We start from the raw sequence: 22,091 nt of genomic DNA on the forward strand, positions 1-22,091 counted from the left end.
GCCCTTTGTTACTGTGGGCAGCCATTAGGCACTATATTTTTGCGCAAAACCAATCACATGCTCAAAAGGTTTTTTCCTTTTTTATCGTGGATCGGCAATTATGACCGTTCGTTGTTGTACGGGGATTTGATTGCGGGGATTACCGTGGGAATTATGCTCGTACCACAGGGAATGGCCTATGCCATGATTGCGGGTATGCCTCCCATTTATGGACTTTATGCCGCATTGGTGCCCCAATTCGTGTATGCCATAACAGGAACGTCCCGTCAATTGGCCGTAGGGCCCGTGGCGATGGATTCCTTGTTGGTGGCCGCGGGTATAGGGGCCATGCAGTTGTCGGGAGAAGGAGCATACATTTCGGCCGTCATATTTTTGACGTTGCTTATCGGGTTGGTACAATTGCTTTTTGGGTTCCTGAAAATGGGATCTTTTGTCAACTTTTTATCCAAACCCGTAATCAATGGATTCACTTCCGCTGCGGCCATACTCATAGGCTTGGGTCAATTAAAACACGTGTTGGGGATAGACCTGCCCCAATCGGGAAAAGTACATGTGTTATTGGCAAGTTTGTTCCAAAATTTAAATCAGATTGATCCATTGACTTTAGGTTTAGGGGTTTTGGTAATCCTTTTGATCATCGGATTGAAAAAAATCAATAAAAAACTACCTATTCCCCTGCTGATCGTAGTGTTGGGAATTTTAGGAGTGGTCCTGTTCGGATTGGAGGCCAAGGGCATCCGTATAGTGGGTGATATCCCAAGAGGATTGCCCAAGTTTGAACTTCCAGTGGGCCACTGGGACAAGATAGGCCAGTTTCTGCCCATTGCCCTTACCGTGGCCCTTTTTGGGTTTATGGAATCCATTTCCATTGCCAAGACCTTGGAAGAAAAGCATCCCGAGTATGAGTTGGATGCCAATCAGGAGCTTAGGGCTTTGGGGATGTCCAATATCATGGGCTCTCTTTTTCAGTCCTTTTCGGTTTCTGGAGGATTCTCAAGGAGTGCCGTAAATGATGAGGCTGGGGCCAAAACGAGCATGTCGCTCATTTTTAGTACGTTGATCATTGCGGGGATATTGTTGTTCCTCACCCCATTGTTCTATAATCTGCCCACAGTGGCTTTGGGCGGAATCATCATTGTTTCTGTTTTTGGATTGATCGATGTGAAGTACCCCATCAACCTATGGAAAAACAGGAAGGATGAGTTCATTTTGCTGGTGGCCACTTTTTTGATGACCCTTTTTATCGGGTTGATAGAAGGTATTCTTTTGGGTGTGCTGCTGTCCCTTCTATTATTGGTCTATCGTATCTCCAAACCCCATATTGCCATTTTGGGAAGGATCAAGGGCACCAATTACTTTAAGAACATCAACCGATTTTCGGAAGATGTGGAGGTATATAACGATATTTTGATCTTGAGGTTCGATGCCCAATTGTATTTTGGGAACAAGGATTATTTTAAAAAACAACTATATCAGGAAATAGAGAAGAAAGGCCCCGAACTCAAGTTTGTGGTCCTCAATGCGGAACCCATCAATTATATTGATAGTAGTGCCGCCGTAATGCTGGAACGAACTATTTTGGAGCTTCGGGAAAAGGGGATCCAATTTATGATTGCGGGTGCCATTGGCCCCACTAGGGATATCCTGCACAGCAGCGGTATCATCGATATTCTAGGAAAGGAAAACCTGTTTGCGCAGACCTTTGATGCCGTGGATTGTTGCTCCAATCACACCGAAAGAAGTACCATTCAAAAAAAGATATCACTTCAATCCAAGACCAAGAGTTTGTAACTTTGGTCACAGAACGTTACGGTACACAAGTTTATATTTGATAAAAACCATTATCACATGAAAATTGAACAAATTTACACCGGATGCTTGGCCCAAGGGGCTTATTACATAGAAAGTGAAGGGGAAGCCGCCATAGTGGATCCCTTGAGAGAGGTAAAGCCCTACATCAAAAAGGCCGAAGAAGATGGCGCAAAGATCAAGTATATCTTCGAAACGCATTTCCATGCGGACTTTGTCAGCGGGCACGTAACCCTGGCCAAGGAAACGGGTGCATCGATCGTATATGGTCCAACCGCAAAACCTGCTTTTGACGCTATTACTGCTGAAGATGGTCAAGAGTTTACATTGGGCAAGGTGACCATCAAGGTCTTGCATACACCCGGACATACCATGGAAAGCTCCACTTTTTTGTTGATAGATGAAAATGGAAAGGACCATGCCATATTCAGTGGGGACACCTTGTTCTTAGGCGATGTAGGTCGACCTGATTTGGCCCAAAAAGCGGCGCATATGACCCAGGAAGAATTGGCAGGCACACTATATGAAAGCCTTCGAAATAAGATCATGCCTTTGGCCGATGATGTTATCGTATATCCTGCCCATGGCGCAGGTTCCGCATGTGGAAAGAACATGATGAAGGAAACCGTGGACACCTTGGGGAACCAGAAGAAGATGAATTATGCGCTTCGTGCCGATATGACCAAGGATGAATTCATTGATGAGGTTACGGAAGGCCTTTTGCCTCCACCACAATATTTCCCTTTGAACGTGAAAATGAACAAAGAAGGGTATGAGGATATCGACAAAGTATTGAAAAGAGGAACACATGCCCTGAGTCCTGATGCTTTTGAAGTCGCCGCCAACGAGACAGGGGCCGTGGTATTGGATGTACGCCACCAAGATGACTTTGCCAAAGGCCATGTTCCAAGATCTATATTCATTGGTTTGGATGGCAGCTTTGCCCCTTGGGTAGGAGCTTTGATTGCCGATGTGGAACAGCCCATTCTTCTGGTGGTTCCCGAAGGCAAGGAGGAAGAGACCGTTATTCGTCTTTCAAGGGTTGGTTTCGATAACACTTTGGGTTACTTAAAAGGTGGAATCGAAGCATGGAAAGCCTCTGGAAAGGAATTTGATACCGTGCCTAATGTGAATGCCAAGGAATTCAAGGAAATGGTGGATAAGGGAGTTCCCGTTTTTGACGTAAGAAAAGAATCAGAATATAAGGCAGAACACGTAGTGGATGCCCATTTAACACCACTGGATTATTTGAATGACCATTTGGCCGAATTCCCAAGTGAAGAAACTTTTTACATTCATTGCGCAGGAGGATATAGAAGTATGATCGCCTCCTCTATTTTGAAGAGCAGGGGAATCCATAATCTGGTGGATGTTTCCGGTGGTTTTGCCGAAATCAAGAATGTAGGGATTCCTGTAACGGATTACGTTTGCCCTTCCACCCTAAAATAGGAGCAGCCATGCAACATATTTTTAAGAAGGGCCTGTATCTGGTATTCTTCGTAGGTATTCTTTCATGTCAATCGCAAGATACGACCATTACAAGGGTGGATAAGGAAGCCATCAAGGCCGAGGTCATTGGAAAGGATGTGCAACTTGTGGATGTACGCACCCCGGAAGAATACAATGCCGGCCATATTGATGATGCCATCAATTTTGATTTGAGCAACCGAAGTGCCTTTATGAAACAAGTAGAAACCTTGGACAAGGACCAGCCCGTATACGTCTATTGTTTGGTTGGATCCAGAAGTGCTTATGCTGCCAAAATCCTAAGGAGTAAGGGATTTACAAAAATCTATGACTATTCGGGAGGCTACAATGATTGGATGAAGAATTAGACCAATTTTACTTCATTTTCGCCTTGTGTAACCATCGTTACTGACCGTCATTTTGATCCTAGGTATTTTAGCCCATAAATAAAAGAAATATGTCGCTACTAAGCTTTTTGTTCAAAGGGCAGGCACTTCCCGATCAAGTACAGATTTTGGACCGGGAGGATTATAAAATGGCCATTTCCAAAGGAAAGGTGCAATTGGTGGATGTAAGGACCCGAGGGGAATTTATGTCCGGCCATATCAAAGGGGCAAGCAATATTGATTTTTTCCAAGGTTCCGCCTTTCGGGCAGCTTTTTCAAAACTGAAAAAGGACAAACCCCTATATATTTATTGCCAATCCGGGAACAGGAGCCAAAAGGCGGCCAGAATGTTGGTAGATATGGGGTTCCAGGAAGTATATGACCTTCGTGGGGGGTACAGGATTTGGACCTATTAATCTATTGAAAGGCAGATATGAAAACGACATTTCAAGTACAAAACCTTAAATGTGGTGGATGTGCGAGAACCATTTCCAATAAACTTTCGGAAATGGAAGGTATTAAAGATGTGATTGTGGAGAAGGAACGCTCATCGGTTAGCTTTGATTATCAAGGCGCCGATGGCGCTTCCTTAGTTAAAGAAGCCCTCAGACAAATGGGTTATCCCACAATAGATGATGAGAACGGCATGGTTCTAAAAGCAAAATCTTTTGTAAGTTGTGCCAACGGCAAACTAGGACTTTGATGAAACATTTTTCCATTTCTTTACTGGTTGTATTGTTGCTATTTTCCTGCAAACAGGGACCCAAAACCTCTGAAGAGGATCCACAATCCGTGGCACAATTGGCCACTGCTTCCGAAGAGGGGAAAAAGTTGATGGAAACCAAATGCTATCTGTGCCATAATCCTTCCTTAGGGGAGAACGCCCAACGTATCGGACCTCCCATGGTAGCCGTTAAGGCCCATTATCTGGATGTCTATAAGGATAAAGAATCATTCGTTAAGGGCATCATGGAATTTGTGAAATCACCTTCCGAAGAGAAGACCATGATGAGAGGTGCGGTACGCCGATTTGGGTTGATGCCCACCCAACAATTCCCCGAGGAGGAAATCCGAAAGATTGCCGAGTACCTATACGACTATCAAATTGAGGAGCCCGATTGGTTCAAGGAACATTGGATGGATAGAAGGGGAGACTCCCTGTACAACAAAGGCAAAAAATTGGAAGTTGCCCCGGTAAAACAAACTCCCAAGGAAATGGGAATGAAATTTGCACAGGAAACACAGAAAGTACTGGGCAAGAACCTCATGGGGACCATCCAGAACAAAGGTGTTGATGAGGCCGTTGCTTTTTGCAACGAAAGGGCCTATCCATTGACGGATAGTATGTCCATAAATTTCAATGCCCGAATCAAACGGGTGTCGGACAAGCCACGTAATCCTAAGAATGCTGCCAATACATCAGAGTTGGCTTATATTGAAACGTTTAAAAAGGAAGTGGCCACTGGTGGTTCCATAGAGCCCATTCTAAAGGAGGAAAATGGAAAGGTTTATTTCTATTATCCTATTGTCACCAACAGCATGTGTCTGAATTGCCATGGAACCCCAGGCAAAACCATTCAGACCGACGTGGTTCAACATCTATCCCGATTATATCCGGATGACAAGGCCACTGGCTATGATGTGAACGAAGTAAGGGGAATTTGGAGTATTGTTTTTGATGCTCCGGAGGATTCCAATTAAGCCTTGATCATGGCTTTGTCGGCTTTTTGAATCCGTATACCAATTGCCCCCAGAAACCTTTCGGTAATTTTTCATCCCCAGGGAACCCCAATTCAATTTTTCCGCTGTCTTCCGGAATATAGTTCGTCTTGAAGATGTAATCCCAAATACTCAGACTGATCCCGAAATTCACACCGTACGAACCTTCGGGAATGGTGTAGGCATGGTGGTACAAGTGCATCACTGGATTGTTCAAAATATACTTCAAGGGGCCGTAGGTCAATTTAATGTTGGAATGGTTGAAATGCCCTATGGCTATGGCGGCAAAATGCACGATATAGGCCTGTTCGGGTTCAAAGCCACCGAGTACCATCACTCCCAAGGTCTTTAGGGGTTTGTACAGGATGTTTTCCATCCAATGGTAGCGCAAATGTGCTGCAAAGCCCATTTCTTTTACGCTATGGTGCACTTTATGGAATTCCCAAAGCACAGGATATTTATGCAAAAGGACATGGGTGAACCATTGTACGAAATCCAAAATGATAAAAAACACCAAAAGCTGTACCCATTGGGGCCAATGCGCAATGTCGACGATGGATAACGTCTTGGACGTGATACCAATGTCCCCGAACAAAACGCCCAGCATTTTGTACACTCCACTGATGACGATGGCGAAAATGAAGAAGTTGAAAAACATGTAGAACCCATCCAACCAAAAATCCTTCCGGATGATGGATTGCGCTTTACGCCAAGGGAACAGGATTTCCAAGCCCCAAACCAAAAGGGAAATGGCAATCAATCCCCAAAAATAATTGGTGTACCACGGCACCTCGAATAAAATGGACTTCCAGGTCCAATTTAAGGTACCCATCAAACCGTTTACAAAAGCGTTTATATAATCTTGCATATTCTTGATCAATATGTCGTGGAACACGACCCGAGCCTTACCAATTATTGTAAGTTTAAGCTTAAAAGCACTTTAAAGTGCCTAACTTAAATATACTGCAAAAATAATACAGCCTGTGTAACCAAGGTTACTATATGAATTGTGTTGGTTGTCTATTTTTGGGGTAATGTTCTGATACTCAAAAAAGTTAATGTGGAACGTGAGGTGATGCAATTTTTGGTAACTTGTATAGGAATCATAAACGAAGCATTATGAAAAAAAACATGGGCGGTGCAGACCGCGTAATCCGAATCATCCTAGCATTGGTAGTTGGAGCATTGTATTATTTTAATGTGATTACAGGAACATTGGCATATGTATTGCTCGCACTGGCGGCAATCTTTGTCTTGACAAGTTTTGTTAGTTTTTGTCCCTTGTACACCCTTTTCGGGATCAACACGTGCAAGGTCAAGAACTAGGTTTTTTGGTTGGTTGATAAAAAAGGGCCGTTCTTTTTTGAAGAACGGCTTTTTTTATGGGCTAAAAATGACAAATTTCAATTTACAAAACCCTCTTTTTGAGGATTATGTAACTTGAGTTACATTTTTTTATGACTTTCCTCAATATTTTACAAGAAAAATTAACAGAACAAGCAAACGATGAAATCACATTATCAAGTATTGATTATTGGGGGAGGTACGGCAGGGATTATGACGGCAGCCCAATTATTGAGGAAGAACCGGAAGTTGGACATTGCCATCATCGAGCCTTCGGAAACACATTATTACCAACCTGCATGGACTTTGGTAGGGGCGGGCGCCTATGATTTTAAGAAGACCGCCAAACCCATGGCAGATGTAATGCCCAGTGGTGCGGATTGGATAAAGGACAAGGCGAAAGCCTTTCAACCTGAACAGAATACAGTATCCACGGAAAGCAGTGGCGACATTACCTACGATTTTTTGGTCGTGGCCCCAGGCTTGGTCATGGAACCCAGTATGATCAAAGGACTTCCCGAGGCATTCGAAAAAGGGGTGGCCTGTAGCAATTACATCGATCCAGATTTTACTTGGGAAACCATCCGAAACTTTAAAGGAGGAAATGCTTTGTTTACCCAACCTACAACCCCTATCAAATGTGGTGGTGCACCGCAAAAGATTGCCTATTTGGCTGCCGATTATTTCGGTAAAAACGGTTTGAAGAACAAAACCAACGTGATTTTTGCCACCCCGGGATCGGTAATTTTTGGTGTAAAAGAAATCCGGGAAACCCTAATGAAGGTCATTGATCGGTACGGCATCCATTTTAAGCCGTTTTATGCACCAAAGGAAATCGATGTAGAGAACAAGATTGTACACTTTAGCCATACTGCCCCAGAAGAAAATCGGTGTATCATTAACGAAGACAATGATTTGGGTGAAGTAATGATTGGTGACGTGGACATTCAAGTCCCTTTCGATATGTTGCACTTGGCCCCTCCACAGGCTGCACCCAAATTTGTTAGGGATTCTGTTTTGGCCAATGCATCTGGTTGGTTGGATGTGGACCATCATTCCATGCAGCACAACAAGTTCGGCAACATTTTCGGTTTGGGGGATGTGGCGGCACTTCCAACTGCCAAAACAGGAGCTGCGGTCAGGAAACAGGTTCCTGTTGTGGTGGATAACATCCTAAAATTGATGGAGCACAAATCGGCCGACAACAAATCCTACAATGGTTACTCCTCTTGTCCACTGGTGACTGGTTATGGAAAAATGACCTTGGCCGAGTTCGATTACAACAATAACTTTATACCAGATCCAAAGCTGAAGCGAATACTCGTGTTCAATAGCGATAAGGAACATTGGAGACTCTGGATGTTGAAGAAATACGGGTTGCCCAATCTGTATTGGAATAAAATGATGAAGGGTAAAAACGTTTAGGTTCAAACGATTAGCCTTGAAGGGACATGAGAATTATCATGTTTTGAAAACTGTTTTGCCGCTAAATTTGGTCAAACTTCAAAAACCAATACATTGTGAAAACACTCAATATACCTTTAGTGGTTTGGGAAAATGGCATCTGGATGATCGGGCTGTTTGTTCTAGTCGTCATTGTACTTGTAGGTGCGGTTCTGGCCATGATGAACAGTGGAAAAAAATAGAACTTTCCTCATATATGAAGTTTTAACACGATGATTTGGCGTTGTCGTGTTAAAACTTTGTTTTTTGTAACATGGGTAACCTAATAAGAAAGTTATCAGGGTTATTTTTGATGTCAAAATCATATCCATGGAAACGGAAATACTCGCCCGTATTCAATTTGCCTTCACAGTTGCGTTTCATTACATCTATCCCCCTTTAAGTATTGGCCTAGGCCTGTTGTTGGTCATTTTTGAAAGTATCTACATCAGGACCAAAAAGGAAATCTACCATAAACTGGCCCGATTCTGGACCAAGATTTTTGCACTTACTTTTGGAATCGGTGTGGTCACAGGGATAGTCATGGAGTTTGAGTTCGGGACCAACTGGGCCGTGTATTCCCGTTATGTGGGCGATGTTTTTGGTAGTGCACTTGCGGCCGAAGGTATTTTTGCCTTCGCTTTGGAAAGTGGCTTTTTGGGTATATTGCTTTTCGGATGGAACCGGGTAAAACCTTGGGTCCATTTGGTTTCCACAATAGGAGTGTTTTTGGGATCCATGTTCTCCGCCATATGGATTGTGGTGGCCAACAGTTGGCAACAGACCCCAGCAGGGTTTCACATTGTGGGGGAAGGGATGGAAGCCCGGGCAGAGATCACCGATTTCTGGGCTATGGTGTTCAATCCTTCCAGCGTGGATAGATTGACCCACGTTTGGCTTGGGGCCTTTTTGGCAGGAGCCTTTTTGGTCATGAGTGTCCATGCCTATTACATGGTCAAGGGAAAATATATTGAAATTTCGAGGAAGGCCTTTAAGATTGCGCTGATCGTGGCGACCATATTTTCATTGGGACAATTGTTCACAGGACATCAATCCGCAGAAGGGGTGGCCAAAAACCAGCCTGCAAAATTGGCGGCATTGGAAGGACATTATGAGGAGTCGGCCCCGGCAGATATGTACATTATGGGTTGGGTAGACCAAGAAAACCAAGAAGTATCGGGAATCAAGATACCTGGAGGACTTTCTTTTCTGTTGGACTACGATGTGGAAACACCTGTAACCGGACTCAATGCCTTTCCCGAGGATGAACGCCCATCACAAGTGAACGCCGTATTCCAATTCTACCACATTATGGTAGCCATAGGAATGGCGTTGATTTTCCTGACCTTGTTTGCCAGTTTTTTGTTGTGGAGAGGTACCCTTTTTCAAAAAAAATGGTTGTTATGGATATTTGTATTCGCCGTGTTCCTGCCACAAATTGCCAATCAGGTGGGTTGGTTTGCCGCAGAAATGGGAAGACAGCCCTGGGTGGTCTATGGTCTTTTGAGAACTGATGAAGCCTTTTCACAGGCGGTATCGGATAATCAGATTCTATTTTCGCTGATTTTGTTCTTTTTGATATACGCCTTGTTGTTCACCTTGTTCATCTATCTATTGCACAAAAAGATCAAACACGGGCCATACGAAGAAGCGGAAAGCGACGAAACACCTTTTGGAGGAACATTGACTCACATGATTAACTAAGCAATATGGAAACATTTTTAGGATTGGATTATCCAACATGGTGGTTTTTGGTCGTTGGCGGTTTGTTCTCAGGATATGCCATCTTGGATGGGTTCGACTTTGGGGCAGGTGCTTGGCATCTTTTTCTAAAGAAAGAACAGAGCAGAAGAATTGCCTTGAATGCCGTGGGGCCCGTTTGGGATGGTAACGAAGTATGGCTGGTGATTGGAGGTGGCGCCCTATTTGCGGGTTTTCCGTTGATGTACGCCACACTGTTCTCTTCACTCTATATACCCTTTATGCTGTTTTTGCTCTTTATCATCTTTAGGGCCATTTCCATAGAGTTTAGAGGAAAGGAACCCATGTTGTGGTGGCGAAGGCTTTGGGATATCTGTTATAGCATTTCCAGTATCATGCTGGCCTTTTTGCTCGGAGTGGTACTTGGGAATGTGTTGCAAGGCATCCCGATAGGGGAGGATTATCAATATAAAGGCGGTGTCCTTTTTGAATTTTTGAATCCATATGCCTTGATGACCGGATTTACCACTTTGTCACTTTTTATGGCACATGGAGCCATTTTTCTACTATTGAAAACAGAAGGAAGGTTGTTTGCCAAGTTGACAAGGTTATTGAAAAGAGGAATGATTTTCTTTATGGTGAGTTTTTCTGTCACCACACTCTACACCTTGATCTATATTCCCCACCTTTCCGACGATTTCAAAAGCAATCCATCGCTTTTTGTCATTCCTTTATTGACCTTTTTGAGTATAGCCAACGTGCCCCGTTTGGCGGAGAAAAGGAAATACAAGTGGGCTTTTCTGTTTTCATCATTGACCATTGCCTTTTTGTTGGTTTTGGTGGCGGTTGAATTGTATCCCGTACTCCTTCGCTCCACCATAGACCCCAAATTCCATATCGACATATACAATGCCGCTTCCTCTACCAAATCGTTACAGATCATGTTGACGATTGTGGCCATCGGTACCCCTTTAGTGTTGTTCTATACCATATTTGTGTACAAAACATTCTGGGGCAAGGTCAAGTTGGACGAGACCAGTTATTAGTTGTTTGTTTTTATAGGTTTATACAGTTGAAAGGCATCCAAATGGGTGCCTTTTTCTATGTGACCTAAGTCACTTTATATCTGAAACCCTAAAGCTAATTTTGGTAAAAATGATATAATAATGTCCAAAATAGTTGTGCTGGGTGCCGGAATAGCGGGTCATGTGGCCGCATCGCATCTCAGAAGAAAGCTCCCAAAAGAGCATGAAGTGGTAGTGGTTTCACCCAATAGTAATTACCAGTGGATTCCATCCAATATCTGGGTCGGGATCGGTAGGATGAAACCCAGGGATCTCATATTTCCATTGGCCCCCCTGTACGCCAAAAAACATATCGATTATAAACAGGCCAAAGCCATCAGTTTTTATCCGGAAGGGGATAACGAGGAGCAGAAACCCTACGTTTTGGTAGAATATGTGACAGGGGACGAGAAGGGAAAGCAAGAGAAGGTCACCTATGACTATCTGATCAATGCAACCGGTCCAAAACTCAATTTTGAAGGGACCGAGGGACTTTCACCGGGCAAGAACAAGGCGCATTCCGTTTGTACCTATACCCACGCCCAAGAAGCTTGGGTGGCCCTGGAAGAGGTCATCAAACAAATGAAGCAGGGCAAAAAGGTCAAGATTCTGATCGGTACAGGTCATGCCAAGGCCACCTGCCAAGGTGCTGCTTTTGAATACATTTTGAATGTGGAACAAGAGCTTAGAAGACATAAGGTAAGGGATATGGCAGAAATCACCTGGATTTCCAATGAATACCAACTAGGGGATTTTGGGATGGACGGAATGCTGTTGAGCTACGGAAGCAATATCATGAAATCCAACGAAATGGTGGAGATGGTCTTTGAAGACCGTGGAATCCATTGGATCTTGGGTGCCGGGGTCAACAAAGTGGAAGATGGGTTAGCCCATTACGAGACGCTTGATGGCGAATACAAACAGGAAAGCTATGATTTCGCCATGTTGATTCCTTCCTTTTCCGGTCATGGATTTAAGGCCTATGACAAGAATGGGGGTGATATTACGGAAAAACTCTTTAAAGGATTTATGATCGTGGATGCCGACTACACGCCCAAACCTTATGAGGAATGGACGGTTCAGGATTGGCCAGAAACCTATCAGAATCCGTCCTATGCCAATATTTTTGCACCGGGGATTGCCTTTGCACCTCCCCATGGCATTTCAAAACCGAGAAAGAGCAAAAACGGAACGGACATCACTCCTGCACCACCACGTACAGGGATGCCTTCGGGGATCACCGCAAAATTGGTGGCCGATAACATTATTGAGATGATCAAAAACCCGAGCCACGAACTACATCATAAGGGCTCCATGGGCAACATGGGAGCCGCTTGTATCGCTTCGGCCGGGTTTGGAATGACCAAGGGTAGTGGCATCAGCATCACAACCTATCCCATTGTACCCGATTTCAAAAAATATCCGGATACCCATGGCAGGAAACTGGGTAAAACCTTTGGTTCCATCGGTCTTGCCGGGCACTGGCTGAAACTGGCATTGCACTATGCCTTCATCTACAAAGCAAAAATGAAACCTTTTTGGTGGTTAATTCCTGAATAGAAAAATCATGACACGACGCATATCAAAATACAAGCGATTTATGATGATGAACCCCATCGTCCAGTTTTTTAAGTTCATCTTTTTGAGTCTTAAAGTGTTGGTGATCGTAGCTGGGGGACACGGAGGTACCAGAAAGGCTTAAACCCTGACATTCATCATTGTACAAAACCTCAATACGGATTTCCTTTGTAGGGACTTCTTCGTATTGGGGTTTTTTCTTGCCCGATTTTCTTAGTAACACAGGTTACTGTGTGGAACTTGGAACGATTCTAATTTTGGCTCAAATTAAAATAGTATATGAAGCGAATACTTATAGCAATCACACTTATTTGCGCACAGGGAACTTTGCTGGCACAAGACCATGTAAAGATTTCCTTGGGGGATGTCCTGGCCAGAGTGCAGGAATCCAATGCAAGTATCAAGGTATCCGAACAGGAGGCGAAGATGGCAAAATATGACTACCAATTTTCGAGTTCCATTTTTTTGCCACAGATATCGGTCTCCCACACAGGGATTACCACCACGAACCCATTGATGGCCTTCGGTTCCAAACTCAACCAAGAGATTTTGACCCAAGCGGATTTTAACCCTGCTTTGTTGAACGATCCCGATCAAATAGAAAACTTCGCCACTAAAATTTCGGTGGAGCAGCCCTTGATCAATATGGATGGTTTCTTCCAACGTAAGGCCGCAAAAACAACCATGGAGGCCAAAGACCTTCAGGCCTCACGCACTAGGGATTATTTGGATTTTGAGGCGCAAAAGGCCTTTGGACAGTTGCAATTGGCCCACAGGGCGGTACAGGTATTGGAAAAAGCTTATGAAGCAGCCAATGCGAACTTGAACACGGCCCAGAACAGTTTCAATCAGGGATTGCTACAGAAAGCAGACTTGTTGGAGGTGCAGGTAAGGGTCACTGAAGTGGAGAACCAACTGAACTCGGCCAAAAGCAACGTAAAAAATGCCTCCGATTATTTGGCTTTTTTGATGAACGAACAAGGCAACGTGGTATATGAACCTACCGAAGAATTGATGCCGAATGATTTAGATGGAACTGCCGAGGCAACTTTGGAAAATCGTGCCGATGTACGGGCGATGGACTTGGTTTCCGAGGCATACAAGGCCAACATGAGGGCAGAGAACATGACCTTTTTGCCAAGGTTGAATGCCTTTGCCAGTTACGAAATGTACGATGACCAAATTTTCCGTGCAGATGCCAAGGGATATATCATCGGGGCCAGTTTAAGCTGGGATGTTTTTAAAGGGGCCCAACGCTTTGCAAAAGTGGGCAAGAGCAAAACAAATTATGAGAAATCGAAACAAGAATACGAGCAGTACATTGCCAAAAGTTCTATGGAGCTACAACGCACCAGAAGGATGGTCGAAGATGCGCACAACAGGCTCCAGACCTCAAAATTGGCTATGGACCAATCCGAAGAATCCTTGAGAATACGTACAAACCGATTTAAGGAAGGCTTGGAAAAAACAACCGATCTATTGATGGCAGAGGCCATGTACGCCGAAAAGCAATTGGCCTACTACCAAACCATTTTCGAATATAACCAAGCACAATCCCTACTAACATTTTTAACCAAAGAATAATTGCGATATGAAAAACACTACGATATATAAAAATGCCTTTATCGCCCTTGCATTGGGGATTACCCTTGCAAGTTGCGGAAGTGACAAGGAGCAAAAACAAGACAATGGACCTGCCGTTCCAGTAACCGTCGCTGAGGTGGAAACAGGGGATAGTAATACCATTTTGGCCGGTAGCGGACAGATAACCGCCTTGAACAATGCCACACTCAGTACTAGGATGATGGGTTACGTGGAATCGTTGCCCGTGAAAATTGGTCAAAAAGTGAACAAGGGAGATTTGTTGATTTCCATCAACAATGTGGACCTACGTGCCAAAAAAGCACAAGTGGAGGCCTCCATTGCCGAGGCTACAGTAGCCTTTAACAATGCTAAGAAAGATTACGAAAGGTTCCAGAATCTCTTCAACGAAAACAGTGCTTCCCAAAAGGAATTGGATGATATGACCGCCCGATATGAAATGGCCAAGGCTCGATTGGAATCAGCCAACCAAATGAAGAACGAGGTCAATTCCCAATTTGCCTATGCTAACATTCGTGCCCCATTTAGTGGAGTGGTGACCAATACCTACATAGACGAAGGTGATATGGCTAACCCAGGGGTGCCGTTGGTTTCCGTGGAATCTCCAGGAGGTTTTGAAGTAGTGGCCAAAGTGGCCGAGAACAACATCACCGGGATCCAAGTGGGAACCAAAGCCTTGGTTCAAGTTAAAGCCTTGGATACCATCGTTACAGGAAAAGTGACCGAATTGAGTGCCTCTGCCCAAAACACAGGCGGGCAGTATTTGATGAAAGTACAATTGGATAAAACGGATGCCAAAATTTTGTCAGGTATGTATGCAACCGTAAGGCTGGAGACGGACAAAGCTAGCAATGAGAAAACCATTGTTACGGTTCCGTCCAAGGCCTTGATCCAAAAAGGGCAGTTGAGCGGCATCTACACCTTAGGTCAAGACAATGTGGCGCTACTACGTTGGTTGCGTTTGGGTGAGACCTATGGCGACGAGGTGGAAGTATTGTCCGGCCTTTCCAAAGGGGAAACCTATATCGTTTCTGCCGAAGGCAAGCTGTACAATGGAGCTAAAGTAACCATTCAATAACCTAAAAAAGGGAATAATGAAAGACGGACTTGCAGGAAAAATAGCGAGAGGGTTCATCAGCTCCAAATTAACGGTACTCTTAATGATTGTGTTCATGGTCATTGGGGTGTACAGTTCCTTCCTGATTCCAAGGGAAGAGGAGCCACAGATTGATGTGCCCATGGCGGATATATTTGTGGGATATCCTGGAGCTAGCCCAACAGAGGTGGAATCCAGGATCACCAAACCGCTTGAAAAGATCATATCCAATATAAAAGGGGTAGAATACGTGTACACCACCTCTATGCAGGAGCAGGGAATGGCCATTGTGCAGTTTTATGTAGGGGAGGATATTGAACGTTCCTTGGTGCGCTTGTACGATGAGATCAACAAGCACATGGACCAAATGCCCGAAGGGGTCACCATGCCTTTGGTGAAGACCCGTGCCATTGATGATGTGCCCATGTTGGCACTCACCCTATGGAGCGATGAGTATAACGATTTCCAATTGCGTGAAATCTCTGGGGAATTGATCAACGAGATTGAAAAAGTGAACGGGGTTTCCATTACCAAAAAGATAGGGGGGCGTAGCCGTCAACTTCGTGTCATGGTGGACAAGGATAAAATGGCTGAATCAGGGATTGACCTTTTGGCGGTTGCCCAAATGATCAAGGCCAATAACCAGCAGATGGATTCCGGTAACTTTTTGTCCAACGATACCGAGTTTCATATTGCCACAGGGAGGTTCTTGGAGACCAAAGAGGATTTGGAAAACTTAATCGTGGGAACCAAACAAGGTCAACCTATCTATTTGAAACAGGTGGCTACCGTTTTGGATGGCCCTGAGTTGCCCAAAAATTATGTCTCCCTTGGATTTGGTGCAGCCAATGAGAAATCATCCGAGTACAAGTCAGAGTACCCAGCGGTAACGCTTTCCATTGCCAAGAGAAAAGGTGCCGATGCGATGAAGATTTCCGATGTGGTATTGGAGAAAGTGGAACATTTGAAAAAGAATTTGATTCCGGATGATGTTCATGTGGAAGTGACCCGTAACTATGGAGAGACTGCTTCTCAAAAGGTATCCGAACTTTTGATGCACTTGATAGGTGCCATTATTGCGGTGACCTTTGTGGTGATGTTGGCCATGGGCTGGAGAGGAGGCCTCGTGGTGTTCCTTTCCGTGCCAATCACCTTCGCCTTGACGTTGCTGAGCTACTACATGCTGGACTATACATTGAACCGAATTACCTTGTTTGCCTTGGTGTTCGTAACGGGTATCGTGGTGGATGACTCCATCATTATCGCGGAGAACATGCACCGCCACTTTAAGATGAAACGATTGCCGTTCAAGGATGCGGCATTATACGCCATCAACGAGGTAGGTAACCCGACCATTTTGGCCACGTTTACGGTAATTGCATCCGTGTTACCCATGGCGTTTGTATCTGGGTTGATGGGGCCTTATATGTCCCCAATGCCCATCGGTGCCTCCATCGCCATGTTGTTGTCCTTGTTCGTAGCGTTGACCATAACCCCGTATTTGGGATACATCTTCCTAAGGGAAAAGGACAAGAAAAAAGAGAATGAAAAAGAACCGGTTGAGATTCAGGATACCTTCATCTATAAAGCTTACGAGCGATTTGAAAAACCCTTGATTGAAAGTCGAAAAAAGAGATGGTTGTTCATCGGTATCACCGTGGCGTTGCTATTCGGTTCTGTAGCCATGTTCTTTACCAAATCGGTAGCAGTTAAAATGTTGCCTTTTGATAACAAGAACGAGTTCCAAGTGGTGATCGACCTTCCCGAAGGCTCCACTTTGGAGCGTACTTCGGCGGTGGCCAAGGAAGTAGGTGCTTATCTGTCAACCCGACCAGAAGTGATGAACTATCAGAGCTATGTGGGTACATCGGCACCTATTACCTTCAATGGATTGGTAAGGCATTATGACTTGAGAGGCGGCAGCAATATGGCCGACATCCAGGTCAACCTTACCGACAAACACGATCGTAGCGAGCAAAGTCATGATATTGCCAAATTGCTCAGACCAAAAATTCAAGAACTCGGCAAAAAGTACAATGCCAATATCAAGATTGTTGAGGTGCCACCAGGTCCTCCGGTATTGTCAACCATTGTGGCCGAAGTATATGGCCCTGATTATAACGAACAGATTGAAGTCGCTGATAAGGTGAAAGGCATTTTGAACAATACTGCCGATGTGGTGGATGTGGACTGGATGGTTGAGGATGACCAAGTGGAATATGATTTTGTTGTGGATAAGGAAAAGGCAATGCTCTACGGGGTCACTCCCCAACAAATCGTTCAGGTTATGGGTATGGCTTTCCGTGAAATGCCTGTTTCCCATGTGTATGATGAAGATTCCTTTGATCAGATCGGGATTGTGCTTTCCATTAGCGAAAAGGATAAATCCACTTTGGATGAAATCAAACAACTGAAAGTGGCCTCGCAACAGGGCAATATGATTTCTGTGGGGGATTTGGTGACCATCAATGAAGGTACCAAGGCCAAAAGCATCTACAGGAAAAACCAGAAGAGAGTTGTCTATGTGATGTCCGATATGGCAGGGGAGTTGGAAAGTCCAGTGTATGCCATTTTGGGAATGACCGACAAGTTGAACCAATTGGAATTGCCGAAGGGATACTCCATGAACGAACTCTATATGGAGCAGCCCCAGTTTGAGGATGACTATACCGTCAAATGGGACGGGGAGTGGCAGATAACCTTGGAGGTGTTCCGAGATTTGGGCATTGCCTTTTTTGGGGTCATCGTGATCATTTACATGTTGATCGTGGGATGGTTCCAAAACTTCAAGGCACCTATGGTGATGATGGTGGCGATTCCCTTATCCATGATTGGTATTGTACTCGGTCACTGGTTCTTAGGAGCGTTCTTTACCGCCACCTCTTTCATCGGTATGATTGCCTTGGCAGGGATCATGGTGCGGAACTCGGTGTTGCTGATCGACTTTATCAACCTAAGGTTGAATGAGGGTATTCCGTTGAAACAAGCGGTAATCGAGGCTGGGGCGGTCCGTACCACACCAATTCTACTTACAGCCGGTACCGTTGTTATTGGAGCTTTTGTGATCTTGTTCGACCCCATTTTCCAGGGATTGGCCATTTCACTCATGGGGGGAACCATAGTGTCGACCATTTTGACCCTATTGGTGGTGCCATTGGTGTATTATATGATTGAACGTAAAAACTACAACTAAGATGAAATCGGCATGACTAAAAGAATCTTTTGACATACAGTGCAATGATTCTTTTAGTCATCAAAGATTCCATGTGACCATTGAAAAACAATAAAAATTAACGCATGAAAATGATCATTGTTACCACGGTGGAGGAGTACAAAAAAGAGGTCCTCAAGATTTTTAAGAAAGCCGGTATCGAAAGCTTTAGTGGTTCGGACATTGATGGATATAAAAGTGCATCGCCCTTGTTGTATACCAGTAGCTGGTTTCCAAGTGAAAAGGGTGGTGCTGCATCCAATCTGTTTTTTTCCTTCTGTGCGGAGGAGAAAGTGACCGAAGTATTCAAATTGTTAAAAGAATTCAATGAGGAAAGCGAAACGACCAACCCTATCAGGGCGGTAGAGCTTCCGGTACAAAGAACTGTTTAAAAGAAATATATGAGAAATAGAATTGTAAGGGGTGTAGCAGGAACCTTTATCCTGATAAGTTTGGCCTTGGCCATATATGTGAACATCAATTGGTTGTGGTTTACGGCTTTTGTAGGTGCCAATTTGTTGCAATCTTCCTTGACCAAATGGTGCCTTTTGGAAGACATCCTAAAAAAATTCGGGGTTTCCGATTCCGATAAGAATTGTTGTTAAGCGGTAACTAAGTTTGAAATTCAAAGCATTTTCTCCATTTTTGTCTAAAAACAGAGAAAATGCTTTATCAACCTTGGCCCTGGTATATTGCGGGGCCCCTCATTGCCTTGGTCATGGCCGTTTTGATCCTAATGGGCAAACGCTTTGGCATGTCCTCCAATTTAGAGACCTTTTGTTCCATTGGGGGGGCGGGCAAGTTTACCGACTATTTTAAAGTGGACCTAAAATCCCGAAGATGGAACCTTTTGGTCGTATTGGGCTCCGTGATTGGTGGATTTTTGGGTGCCCATCTGCTTTCACCAAACCCTGCTGTTCAAATTTCGGAGAAGACCGTAACCAAGTTAAACGAGCTCGGTTTTGAAAGTGCCGGGACTGCCTATTTGCCAACGGAATTGTTCAGCATGGAAGCGTTGACCAAACCTTTGGTATGGATCATTCTTTTGGTGGCAGGGTTTTTGGTCGGTTTCGGAACCAGGTATGCCGGCGGATGTACCTCGGGCCATGCCATTTCAGGGTTGAGCAACCTTCAGCGCCCTTCCTTGATTGCCGTCATCGGCTTTTTTATCGGTGGACTGATCATGGTCCATGTATTGTTTCCCTTAATTTTTGGATCATGAAAAGTATATGGTATATCATCGTAGGTACCTTTTTAGGGGTAATCCTATACAAGTCGGAAGCCGCTTCTTGGTTCCGCATTTATGAAATGTTCCAATTTGATTCGTTCCACATGTATGGTATTATTGGCTCCGCATTGGCGGTTGGCATTGTTTTGGTCCAGTGGATCAAAAGATCCAAGGTAAAATCCTTTTTTGGGGAACCGATCAATATTCAGGACAAGGAAAGGTCTTTTGCCCGATACATTATAGGGGGAACACTTTTCGGATTGGGATGGGCATTGGCGGGGGCCTGCCCGGGACCTATGTACATTTTGGCTGGAACAGGGTATTGGCCCATGTTCATCGTTCTTTTTGGTGCGGTAGTAGGAGCCTTTATTTATGGAATTTTAAGGAATAAATTGCCCCATTAAGGTTTTCTCAACGGGATATTTGGTCAGAACAACGATTTTGGATGGTTCGTTGGAGGCATGCGTATAGCTTTGTAGGTCCCAATTTTACTTAAAAGTCCCATTAATGAAACTTACCACATGCATTATTGACGATGATATGGTGTCGCAGTTTGCGACCAGATATTGCATACAACAATCCCATGGAGATTTCGAGATCATAACCTGTTCCAGTGGAGAAGAAGGGTTAAAGACCTGTTTAAGTTTTGTGGATGAGCGAGACAAGCTTCCTGATATTATCTTTTTGGACCTGATCATGGATGGTATGAACGGATGGGACTTTCTTGAAAACTTGCAAAATCTCTTCAAGGAACATTCCCTGCCCAGTGTTTATGTACTTTCGGCTTTTACAAATTCCAGGGACCGTGCAATAGCTAAAGACCATCAATTGATTGCTGGCTATGTAGATAAGCCCCTATCCCGATCTTACTTGCAGAAGATCCTCAAAGAAGAGGAGAAGAAGAGAACGGTGAGTTAAAGGTTACTTGAAAGCCTTTAAGGAAAATATCATCAATTAGGATCCAAGGTTTATGTAAAGTTTTTCAAAAAAGCATATTTTTGCAGTCCAATTTTGGAACGGCCTCGTAGTTCAATGGATAGAATAGAAGTTTCCTAAACTTTAGATGCAAGTTCGATTCTTGCCGAGGCTACTTTTTTCTTTTACCTTCGATATGCATCAACCCGATGCTGCTTTCTCAACTATAATATATTCTCTTGTTAAATTATTTGGAGTTTGTTGATGGCCAAACAAGAACTTCATACTTTTATTGGATGTAATTCCATTGTATTACAAATGTTTGATTCGTTGTATATGCAAAAAAGTAGCATTGACCCACTATATGGAAGTGAACCGGCCAGACCCAATGAACCACCGATTGGACCCATTTTTTGAACTATCCAAAGATTGCCTTTGTATAGCGAATTATGAAGGCTATTTTGTGAAAATAAATCCAGCTTTCATGGCATTATTGGGATATTCAGAAGAGGAATTGAAAGCAAAATTAATTTCTGAATTTATTTATCCGGAAGACAGGGAGCTTACGGCAGCATATAGAAAAAGGCTCAAAGATAATTTCCCATTGGTCAATTTTGAAAACAGATATGTATGCAAATCTGGAGATCTTGTCTGGTTGCATTGGACATCTACCCCAATGGAGAATGAACGGTTGATATATGCCATCGCTAAAGATATCACCCATAAAAAAAAGCTTGAGGCCGAACGCATATCCCATCTTGGAAAGCTTTCCGAGGCGAATGACAAGCTTAAGCAACTCAATTATACCACTTCACATGATCTAAGGTCACCCTTGAATAATTTGTTGTCCCTTGTCGATTTAATCAATTTGACAAAAATTGATGATGAAGAAACATTGGGAATAATACGTTATATAAGACTTTCTGCGGAAGGGTTAAAAACATCCTTGAATTCGTTGGTGGACACCTTCAAGGAAAATGATATTTCAAATAAAAACTTGGAGGAAGTCAATTTTCTGGAATCGTTCCATAAGGTCAGGAATTCCATAAACACATTGGTACAAAATGCCAGTGTGGAATTTCATTTGGATTTTTCGGATCTCGAAAGCGTTAGGTTCAACACGGCCTATTTGGAAAGCATTTTTCTGAATTTCATTACCAATTCCATCAAATATCGGCAACCTAATATTGCCCCCATCATTTCAATCATTACGAGCCAAAAGAATGGAGTAAAGACATTGGCCTATACCGATAATGGCCTTGGCTTTGACTTGGAAAAAGTGGGGCACCGCATTTTCAACCTGAACCAAAAATTCCATGACAATGAGGACAGCAAAGGAGTTGGCCTTTATTTGATATATAATTACATCACTAGTCTTGGCGGTTCGATAGAAGTGGACAGCAAGGTCAATGAGGGAACTACTTTCACCATTCATTTTAAGGAATAAAGGGCTAATTCAAAGGATGGTTATGGGCTATCCTATTAGATGTAAGGTAATTCATCTTAAATATTTCGCAACATCACCAAA

At 43.8% G+C, this 22,091-nt stretch carries 23 protein-coding genes and 1 tRNA gene; 23 read left to right on the forward strand and 1 reads right to left on the reverse strand.

Going from position 1 to position 22,091, the window contains the following annotated elements; genetic code table 11:
- Positions 1 to 57: 57 nt before the first annotated feature.
- The 6 genes from D2V05_RS03560 to D2V05_RS03585 all read left to right on the forward strand — a co-directional run bounded on the left by D2V05_RS03560 (position 58) and on the right by D2V05_RS03585 (position 5,363).
- The gene (locus D2V05_RS03560; protein ID WP_119646179.1) at positions 58 to 1,791 is read left to right on the forward strand and encodes a SulP family inorganic anion transporter; all 1,734 of its coding nucleotides are present in this window, start codon (positions 58 to 60) and stop codon (positions 1,789 to 1,791) included.
- Between the two features lie 57 nt (positions 1,792 to 1,848).
- Complete coding sequence (locus D2V05_RS03565; RefSeq protein ID WP_119646180.1) at positions 1,849 to 3,258, forward strand: MBL fold metallo-hydrolase; 1,410 nt, start codon at positions 1,849 to 1,851, stop codon at positions 3,256 to 3,258.
- 8 nt (positions 3,259 to 3,266) lie between these two features.
- Entirely contained in the window at positions 3,267 to 3,644 is a 378-nt protein-coding gene (locus D2V05_RS03570) for a rhodanese-like domain-containing protein (protein WP_119646181.1), read from the forward strand.
- Positions 3,645 to 3,733: 89 nt separating this feature from the next.
- Positions 3,734 to 4,078, forward strand: coding sequence for a rhodanese-like domain-containing protein (locus D2V05_RS03575; protein ID WP_119638920.1), 345 nt, complete (start codon positions 3,734 to 3,736; stop codon positions 4,076 to 4,078).
- Positions 4,079 to 4,095: 17 nt separating this feature from the next.
- Entirely contained in the window at positions 4,096 to 4,365 is a 270-nt protein-coding gene (locus tag D2V05_RS03580; protein WP_119646182.1) for a heavy-metal-associated domain-containing protein, read from the forward strand.
- Complete coding sequence (locus D2V05_RS03585; RefSeq protein WP_119646183.1) at positions 4,365 to 5,363, forward strand: c-type heme family protein; 999 nt, start codon at positions 4,365 to 4,367, stop codon at positions 5,361 to 5,363. Before D2V05_RS03580 ends, D2V05_RS03585 begins: the two co-directional genes overlap by 1 nt.
- A gap of 7 nt (positions 5,364 to 5,370) precedes the next feature.
- Here the strand turns inward: D2V05_RS03585 and D2V05_RS03590 are convergent, their stop codons facing one another.
- A complete protein-coding gene (locus D2V05_RS03590; RefSeq protein ID WP_119646268.1) occupies positions 5,371 to 6,249 on the reverse strand; it encodes a sterol desaturase family protein in 879 nt (292 codons plus the stop codon).
- Positions 6,250 to 6,500: 251 nt separating this feature from the next.
- Between D2V05_RS03590 and D2V05_RS03595 the strand changes: the two genes are divergently transcribed.
- The 17 genes from D2V05_RS03595 to D2V05_RS03665 all read left to right on the forward strand — a co-directional run bounded on the left by D2V05_RS03595 (position 6,501) and on the right by D2V05_RS03665 (position 22,010).
- Entirely contained in the window at positions 6,501 to 6,707 is a 207-nt protein-coding gene (locus D2V05_RS03595; RefSeq protein WP_119638916.1) for a YgaP family membrane protein, read from the forward strand.
- Between the two features lie 180 nt (positions 6,708 to 6,887).
- On the forward strand, positions 6,888 to 8,150 hold the full coding sequence (locus D2V05_RS03600; RefSeq protein ID WP_119646184.1) for an NAD(P)/FAD-dependent oxidoreductase: 1,263 nt from the start codon (positions 6,888 to 6,890) through the stop codon (positions 8,148 to 8,150).
- 95 nt (positions 8,151 to 8,245) lie between these two features.
- Positions 8,246 to 8,371 carry a hypothetical protein gene (locus D2V05_RS19870; protein WP_262706543.1) on the forward strand — a complete coding sequence of 42 codons (126 nt, stop codon included), beginning with the start codon at positions 8,246 to 8,248 and terminating at the stop codon, positions 8,369 to 8,371.
- 127 nt (positions 8,372 to 8,498) lie between these two features.
- Entirely contained in the window at positions 8,499 to 9,872 is a 1,374-nt protein-coding gene (locus D2V05_RS03605) for a cytochrome ubiquinol oxidase subunit I (protein WP_119646185.1), read from the forward strand.
- A gap of 5 nt (positions 9,873 to 9,877) precedes the next feature.
- On the forward strand, positions 9,878 to 10,915 hold the full coding sequence (cydB, locus tag D2V05_RS03610) for a cytochrome d ubiquinol oxidase subunit II (RefSeq protein ID WP_119646186.1): 1,038 nt from the start codon (positions 9,878 to 9,880) through the stop codon (positions 10,913 to 10,915).
- 120 nt (positions 10,916 to 11,035) lie between these two features.
- Positions 11,036 to 12,493, forward strand: a complete 1,458-nt coding sequence (locus tag D2V05_RS03615) for an NAD(P)/FAD-dependent oxidoreductase (RefSeq protein ID WP_119646187.1) — start codon at positions 11,036 to 11,038, stop codon at positions 12,491 to 12,493.
- A gap of 7 nt (positions 12,494 to 12,500) precedes the next feature.
- Positions 12,501 to 12,635: a hypothetical protein gene (locus D2V05_RS19875; RefSeq protein WP_262696584.1), complete on the forward strand. Its 135-nt coding sequence runs from the start codon at positions 12,501 to 12,503 to the stop codon at positions 12,633 to 12,635.
- Positions 12,636 to 12,790: 155 nt separating this feature from the next.
- The gene (locus D2V05_RS03620) at positions 12,791 to 14,095 is read left to right on the forward strand and encodes a TolC family protein (protein ID WP_119646188.1); all 1,305 of its coding nucleotides are present in this window, start codon (positions 12,791 to 12,793) and stop codon (positions 14,093 to 14,095) included.
- A 7-nt stretch (positions 14,096 to 14,102) separates the two neighbouring features.
- On the forward strand, positions 14,103 to 15,191 hold the full coding sequence (locus D2V05_RS03625; protein WP_119646189.1) for an efflux RND transporter periplasmic adaptor subunit: 1,089 nt from the start codon (positions 14,103 to 14,105) through the stop codon (positions 15,189 to 15,191).
- Positions 15,192 to 15,207: 16 nt separating this feature from the next.
- Positions 15,208 to 18,402 (forward strand): efflux RND transporter permease subunit, encoded by a 3,195-nt coding sequence (locus D2V05_RS03630; RefSeq protein ID WP_119646190.1) that lies wholly within the window; start codon positions 15,208 to 15,210, stop codon positions 18,400 to 18,402.
- 104 nt (positions 18,403 to 18,506) lie between these two features.
- Complete coding sequence (locus D2V05_RS03635) at positions 18,507 to 18,812, forward strand: hypothetical protein (RefSeq protein ID WP_119646191.1); 306 nt, start codon at positions 18,507 to 18,509, stop codon at positions 18,810 to 18,812.
- A gap of 9 nt (positions 18,813 to 18,821) precedes the next feature.
- The gene (locus D2V05_RS03640; RefSeq protein WP_119620086.1) at positions 18,822 to 19,025 is read left to right on the forward strand and encodes a YgaP family membrane protein; all 204 of its coding nucleotides are present in this window, start codon (positions 18,822 to 18,824) and stop codon (positions 19,023 to 19,025) included.
- A gap of 59 nt (positions 19,026 to 19,084) precedes the next feature.
- Positions 19,085 to 19,642: a YeeE/YedE family protein gene (locus D2V05_RS03645; protein WP_119646192.1), complete on the forward strand. Its 558-nt coding sequence runs from the start codon at positions 19,085 to 19,087 to the stop codon at positions 19,640 to 19,642.
- The gene (locus tag D2V05_RS03650) at positions 19,639 to 20,052 is read left to right on the forward strand and encodes a DUF6691 family protein (RefSeq protein WP_119646193.1); all 414 of its coding nucleotides are present in this window, start codon (positions 19,639 to 19,641) and stop codon (positions 20,050 to 20,052) included. The genes D2V05_RS03645 and D2V05_RS03650 overlap by 4 nt, the downstream gene beginning before the upstream one ends.
- A 103-nt stretch (positions 20,053 to 20,155) precedes the next feature.
- The gene (locus D2V05_RS03655) at positions 20,156 to 20,566 is read left to right on the forward strand and encodes a response regulator (RefSeq protein WP_119646194.1); all 411 of its coding nucleotides are present in this window, start codon (positions 20,156 to 20,158) and stop codon (positions 20,564 to 20,566) included.
- Between the two features lie 100 nt (positions 20,567 to 20,666).
- Positions 20,667 to 20,738: transfer RNA gene (locus tag D2V05_RS03660), tRNA-Arg, on the forward strand.
- Between the two features lie 213 nt (positions 20,739 to 20,951).
- Complete coding sequence (locus tag D2V05_RS03665; protein ID WP_119646195.1) at positions 20,952 to 22,010, forward strand: PAS domain-containing sensor histidine kinase; 1,059 nt, start codon at positions 20,952 to 20,954, stop codon at positions 22,008 to 22,010.
- Positions 22,011 to 22,091: the final 81 nt, after the last annotated feature.

This window comes from Flagellimonas pelagia, assembly GCF_003584135.1.
Lineage (GTDB): Bacteria > Bacteroidota > Bacteroidia > Flavobacteriales > Flavobacteriaceae > Flagellimonas > Flagellimonas pelagia.

Excerpts from the sequence above, each read along its gene's own strand:
- D2V05_RS03565 (WP_119646180.1), top strand. The coding sequence starts at position 1,849 with ATGAAAATTGAACAAATTTACACCGGATGCTTGGCCCAAGGGGCTTAT.
- D2V05_RS03665 (WP_119646195.1), top strand. The coding sequence starts at position 20,952 with ATGAACCACCGATTGGACCCATTTTTTGAACTATCCAAAGATTGCCTT.
- D2V05_RS03650 (WP_119646193.1), top strand. The coding sequence starts at position 19,639 with ATGAAAAGTATATGGTATATCATCGTAGGTACCTTTTTAGGGGTAATC.
- D2V05_RS03585 (WP_119646183.1), top strand. The coding sequence starts at position 4,365 with ATGAAACATTTTTCCATTTCTTTACTGGTTGTATTGTTGCTATTTTCC.
- D2V05_RS03575 (WP_119638920.1), top strand. The coding sequence starts at position 3,734 with ATGTCGCTACTAAGCTTTTTGTTCAAAGGGCAGGCACTTCCCGATCAA.
- D2V05_RS03615 (WP_119646187.1), top strand. The coding sequence starts at position 11,036 with ATGTCCAAAATAGTTGTGCTGGGTGCCGGAATAGCGGGTCATGTGGCC.
- D2V05_RS03560 (WP_119646179.1), top strand. The coding sequence starts at position 58 with ATGCTCAAAAGGTTTTTTCCTTTTTTATCGTGGATCGGCAATTATGAC.
- D2V05_RS03580 (WP_119646182.1), top strand. The coding sequence starts at position 4,096 with ATGAAAACGACATTTCAAGTACAAAACCTTAAATGTGGTGGATGTGCG.
- D2V05_RS03620 (WP_119646188.1), top strand. The coding sequence starts at position 12,791 with ATGAAGCGAATACTTATAGCAATCACACTTATTTGCGCACAGGGAACT.
- D2V05_RS03655 (WP_119646194.1), top strand. The coding sequence starts at position 20,156 with ATGAAACTTACCACATGCATTATTGACGATGATATGGTGTCGCAGTTT.
- D2V05_RS03645 (WP_119646192.1), top strand. The coding sequence starts at position 19,085 with ATGCTTTATCAACCTTGGCCCTGGTATATTGCGGGGCCCCTCATTGCC.
- D2V05_RS03630 (WP_119646190.1), top strand. The coding sequence starts at position 15,208 with ATGAAAGACGGACTTGCAGGAAAAATAGCGAGAGGGTTCATCAGCTCC.
- D2V05_RS03640 (WP_119620086.1), top strand. The coding sequence starts at position 18,822 with ATGAGAAATAGAATTGTAAGGGGTGTAGCAGGAACCTTTATCCTGATA.
- D2V05_RS19875 (WP_262696584.1), top strand. The coding sequence starts at position 12,501 with ATGACACGACGCATATCAAAATACAAGCGATTTATGATGATGAACCCC.
- D2V05_RS03595 (WP_119638916.1), top strand. The coding sequence starts at position 6,501 with ATGAAAAAAAACATGGGCGGTGCAGACCGCGTAATCCGAATCATCCTA.
- D2V05_RS03605 (WP_119646185.1), top strand. The coding sequence starts at position 8,499 with ATGGAAACGGAAATACTCGCCCGTATTCAATTTGCCTTCACAGTTGCG.
- cydB (WP_119646186.1), top strand. The coding sequence starts at position 9,878 with ATGGAAACATTTTTAGGATTGGATTATCCAACATGGTGGTTTTTGGTC.
- D2V05_RS03590 (WP_119646268.1), bottom strand. The coding sequence starts at position 6,249 with ATGCAAGATTATATAAACGCTTTTGTAAACGGTTTGATGGGTACCTTA.
- D2V05_RS03600 (WP_119646184.1), top strand. The coding sequence starts at position 6,888 with ATGAAATCACATTATCAAGTATTGATTATTGGGGGAGGTACGGCAGGG.
- D2V05_RS03570 (WP_119646181.1), top strand. The coding sequence starts at position 3,267 with ATGCAACATATTTTTAAGAAGGGCCTGTATCTGGTATTCTTCGTAGGT.
- D2V05_RS03625 (WP_119646189.1), top strand. The coding sequence starts at position 14,103 with ATGAAAAACACTACGATATATAAAAATGCCTTTATCGCCCTTGCATTG.
- D2V05_RS03635 (WP_119646191.1), top strand. The coding sequence starts at position 18,507 with ATGAAAATGATCATTGTTACCACGGTGGAGGAGTACAAAAAAGAGGTC.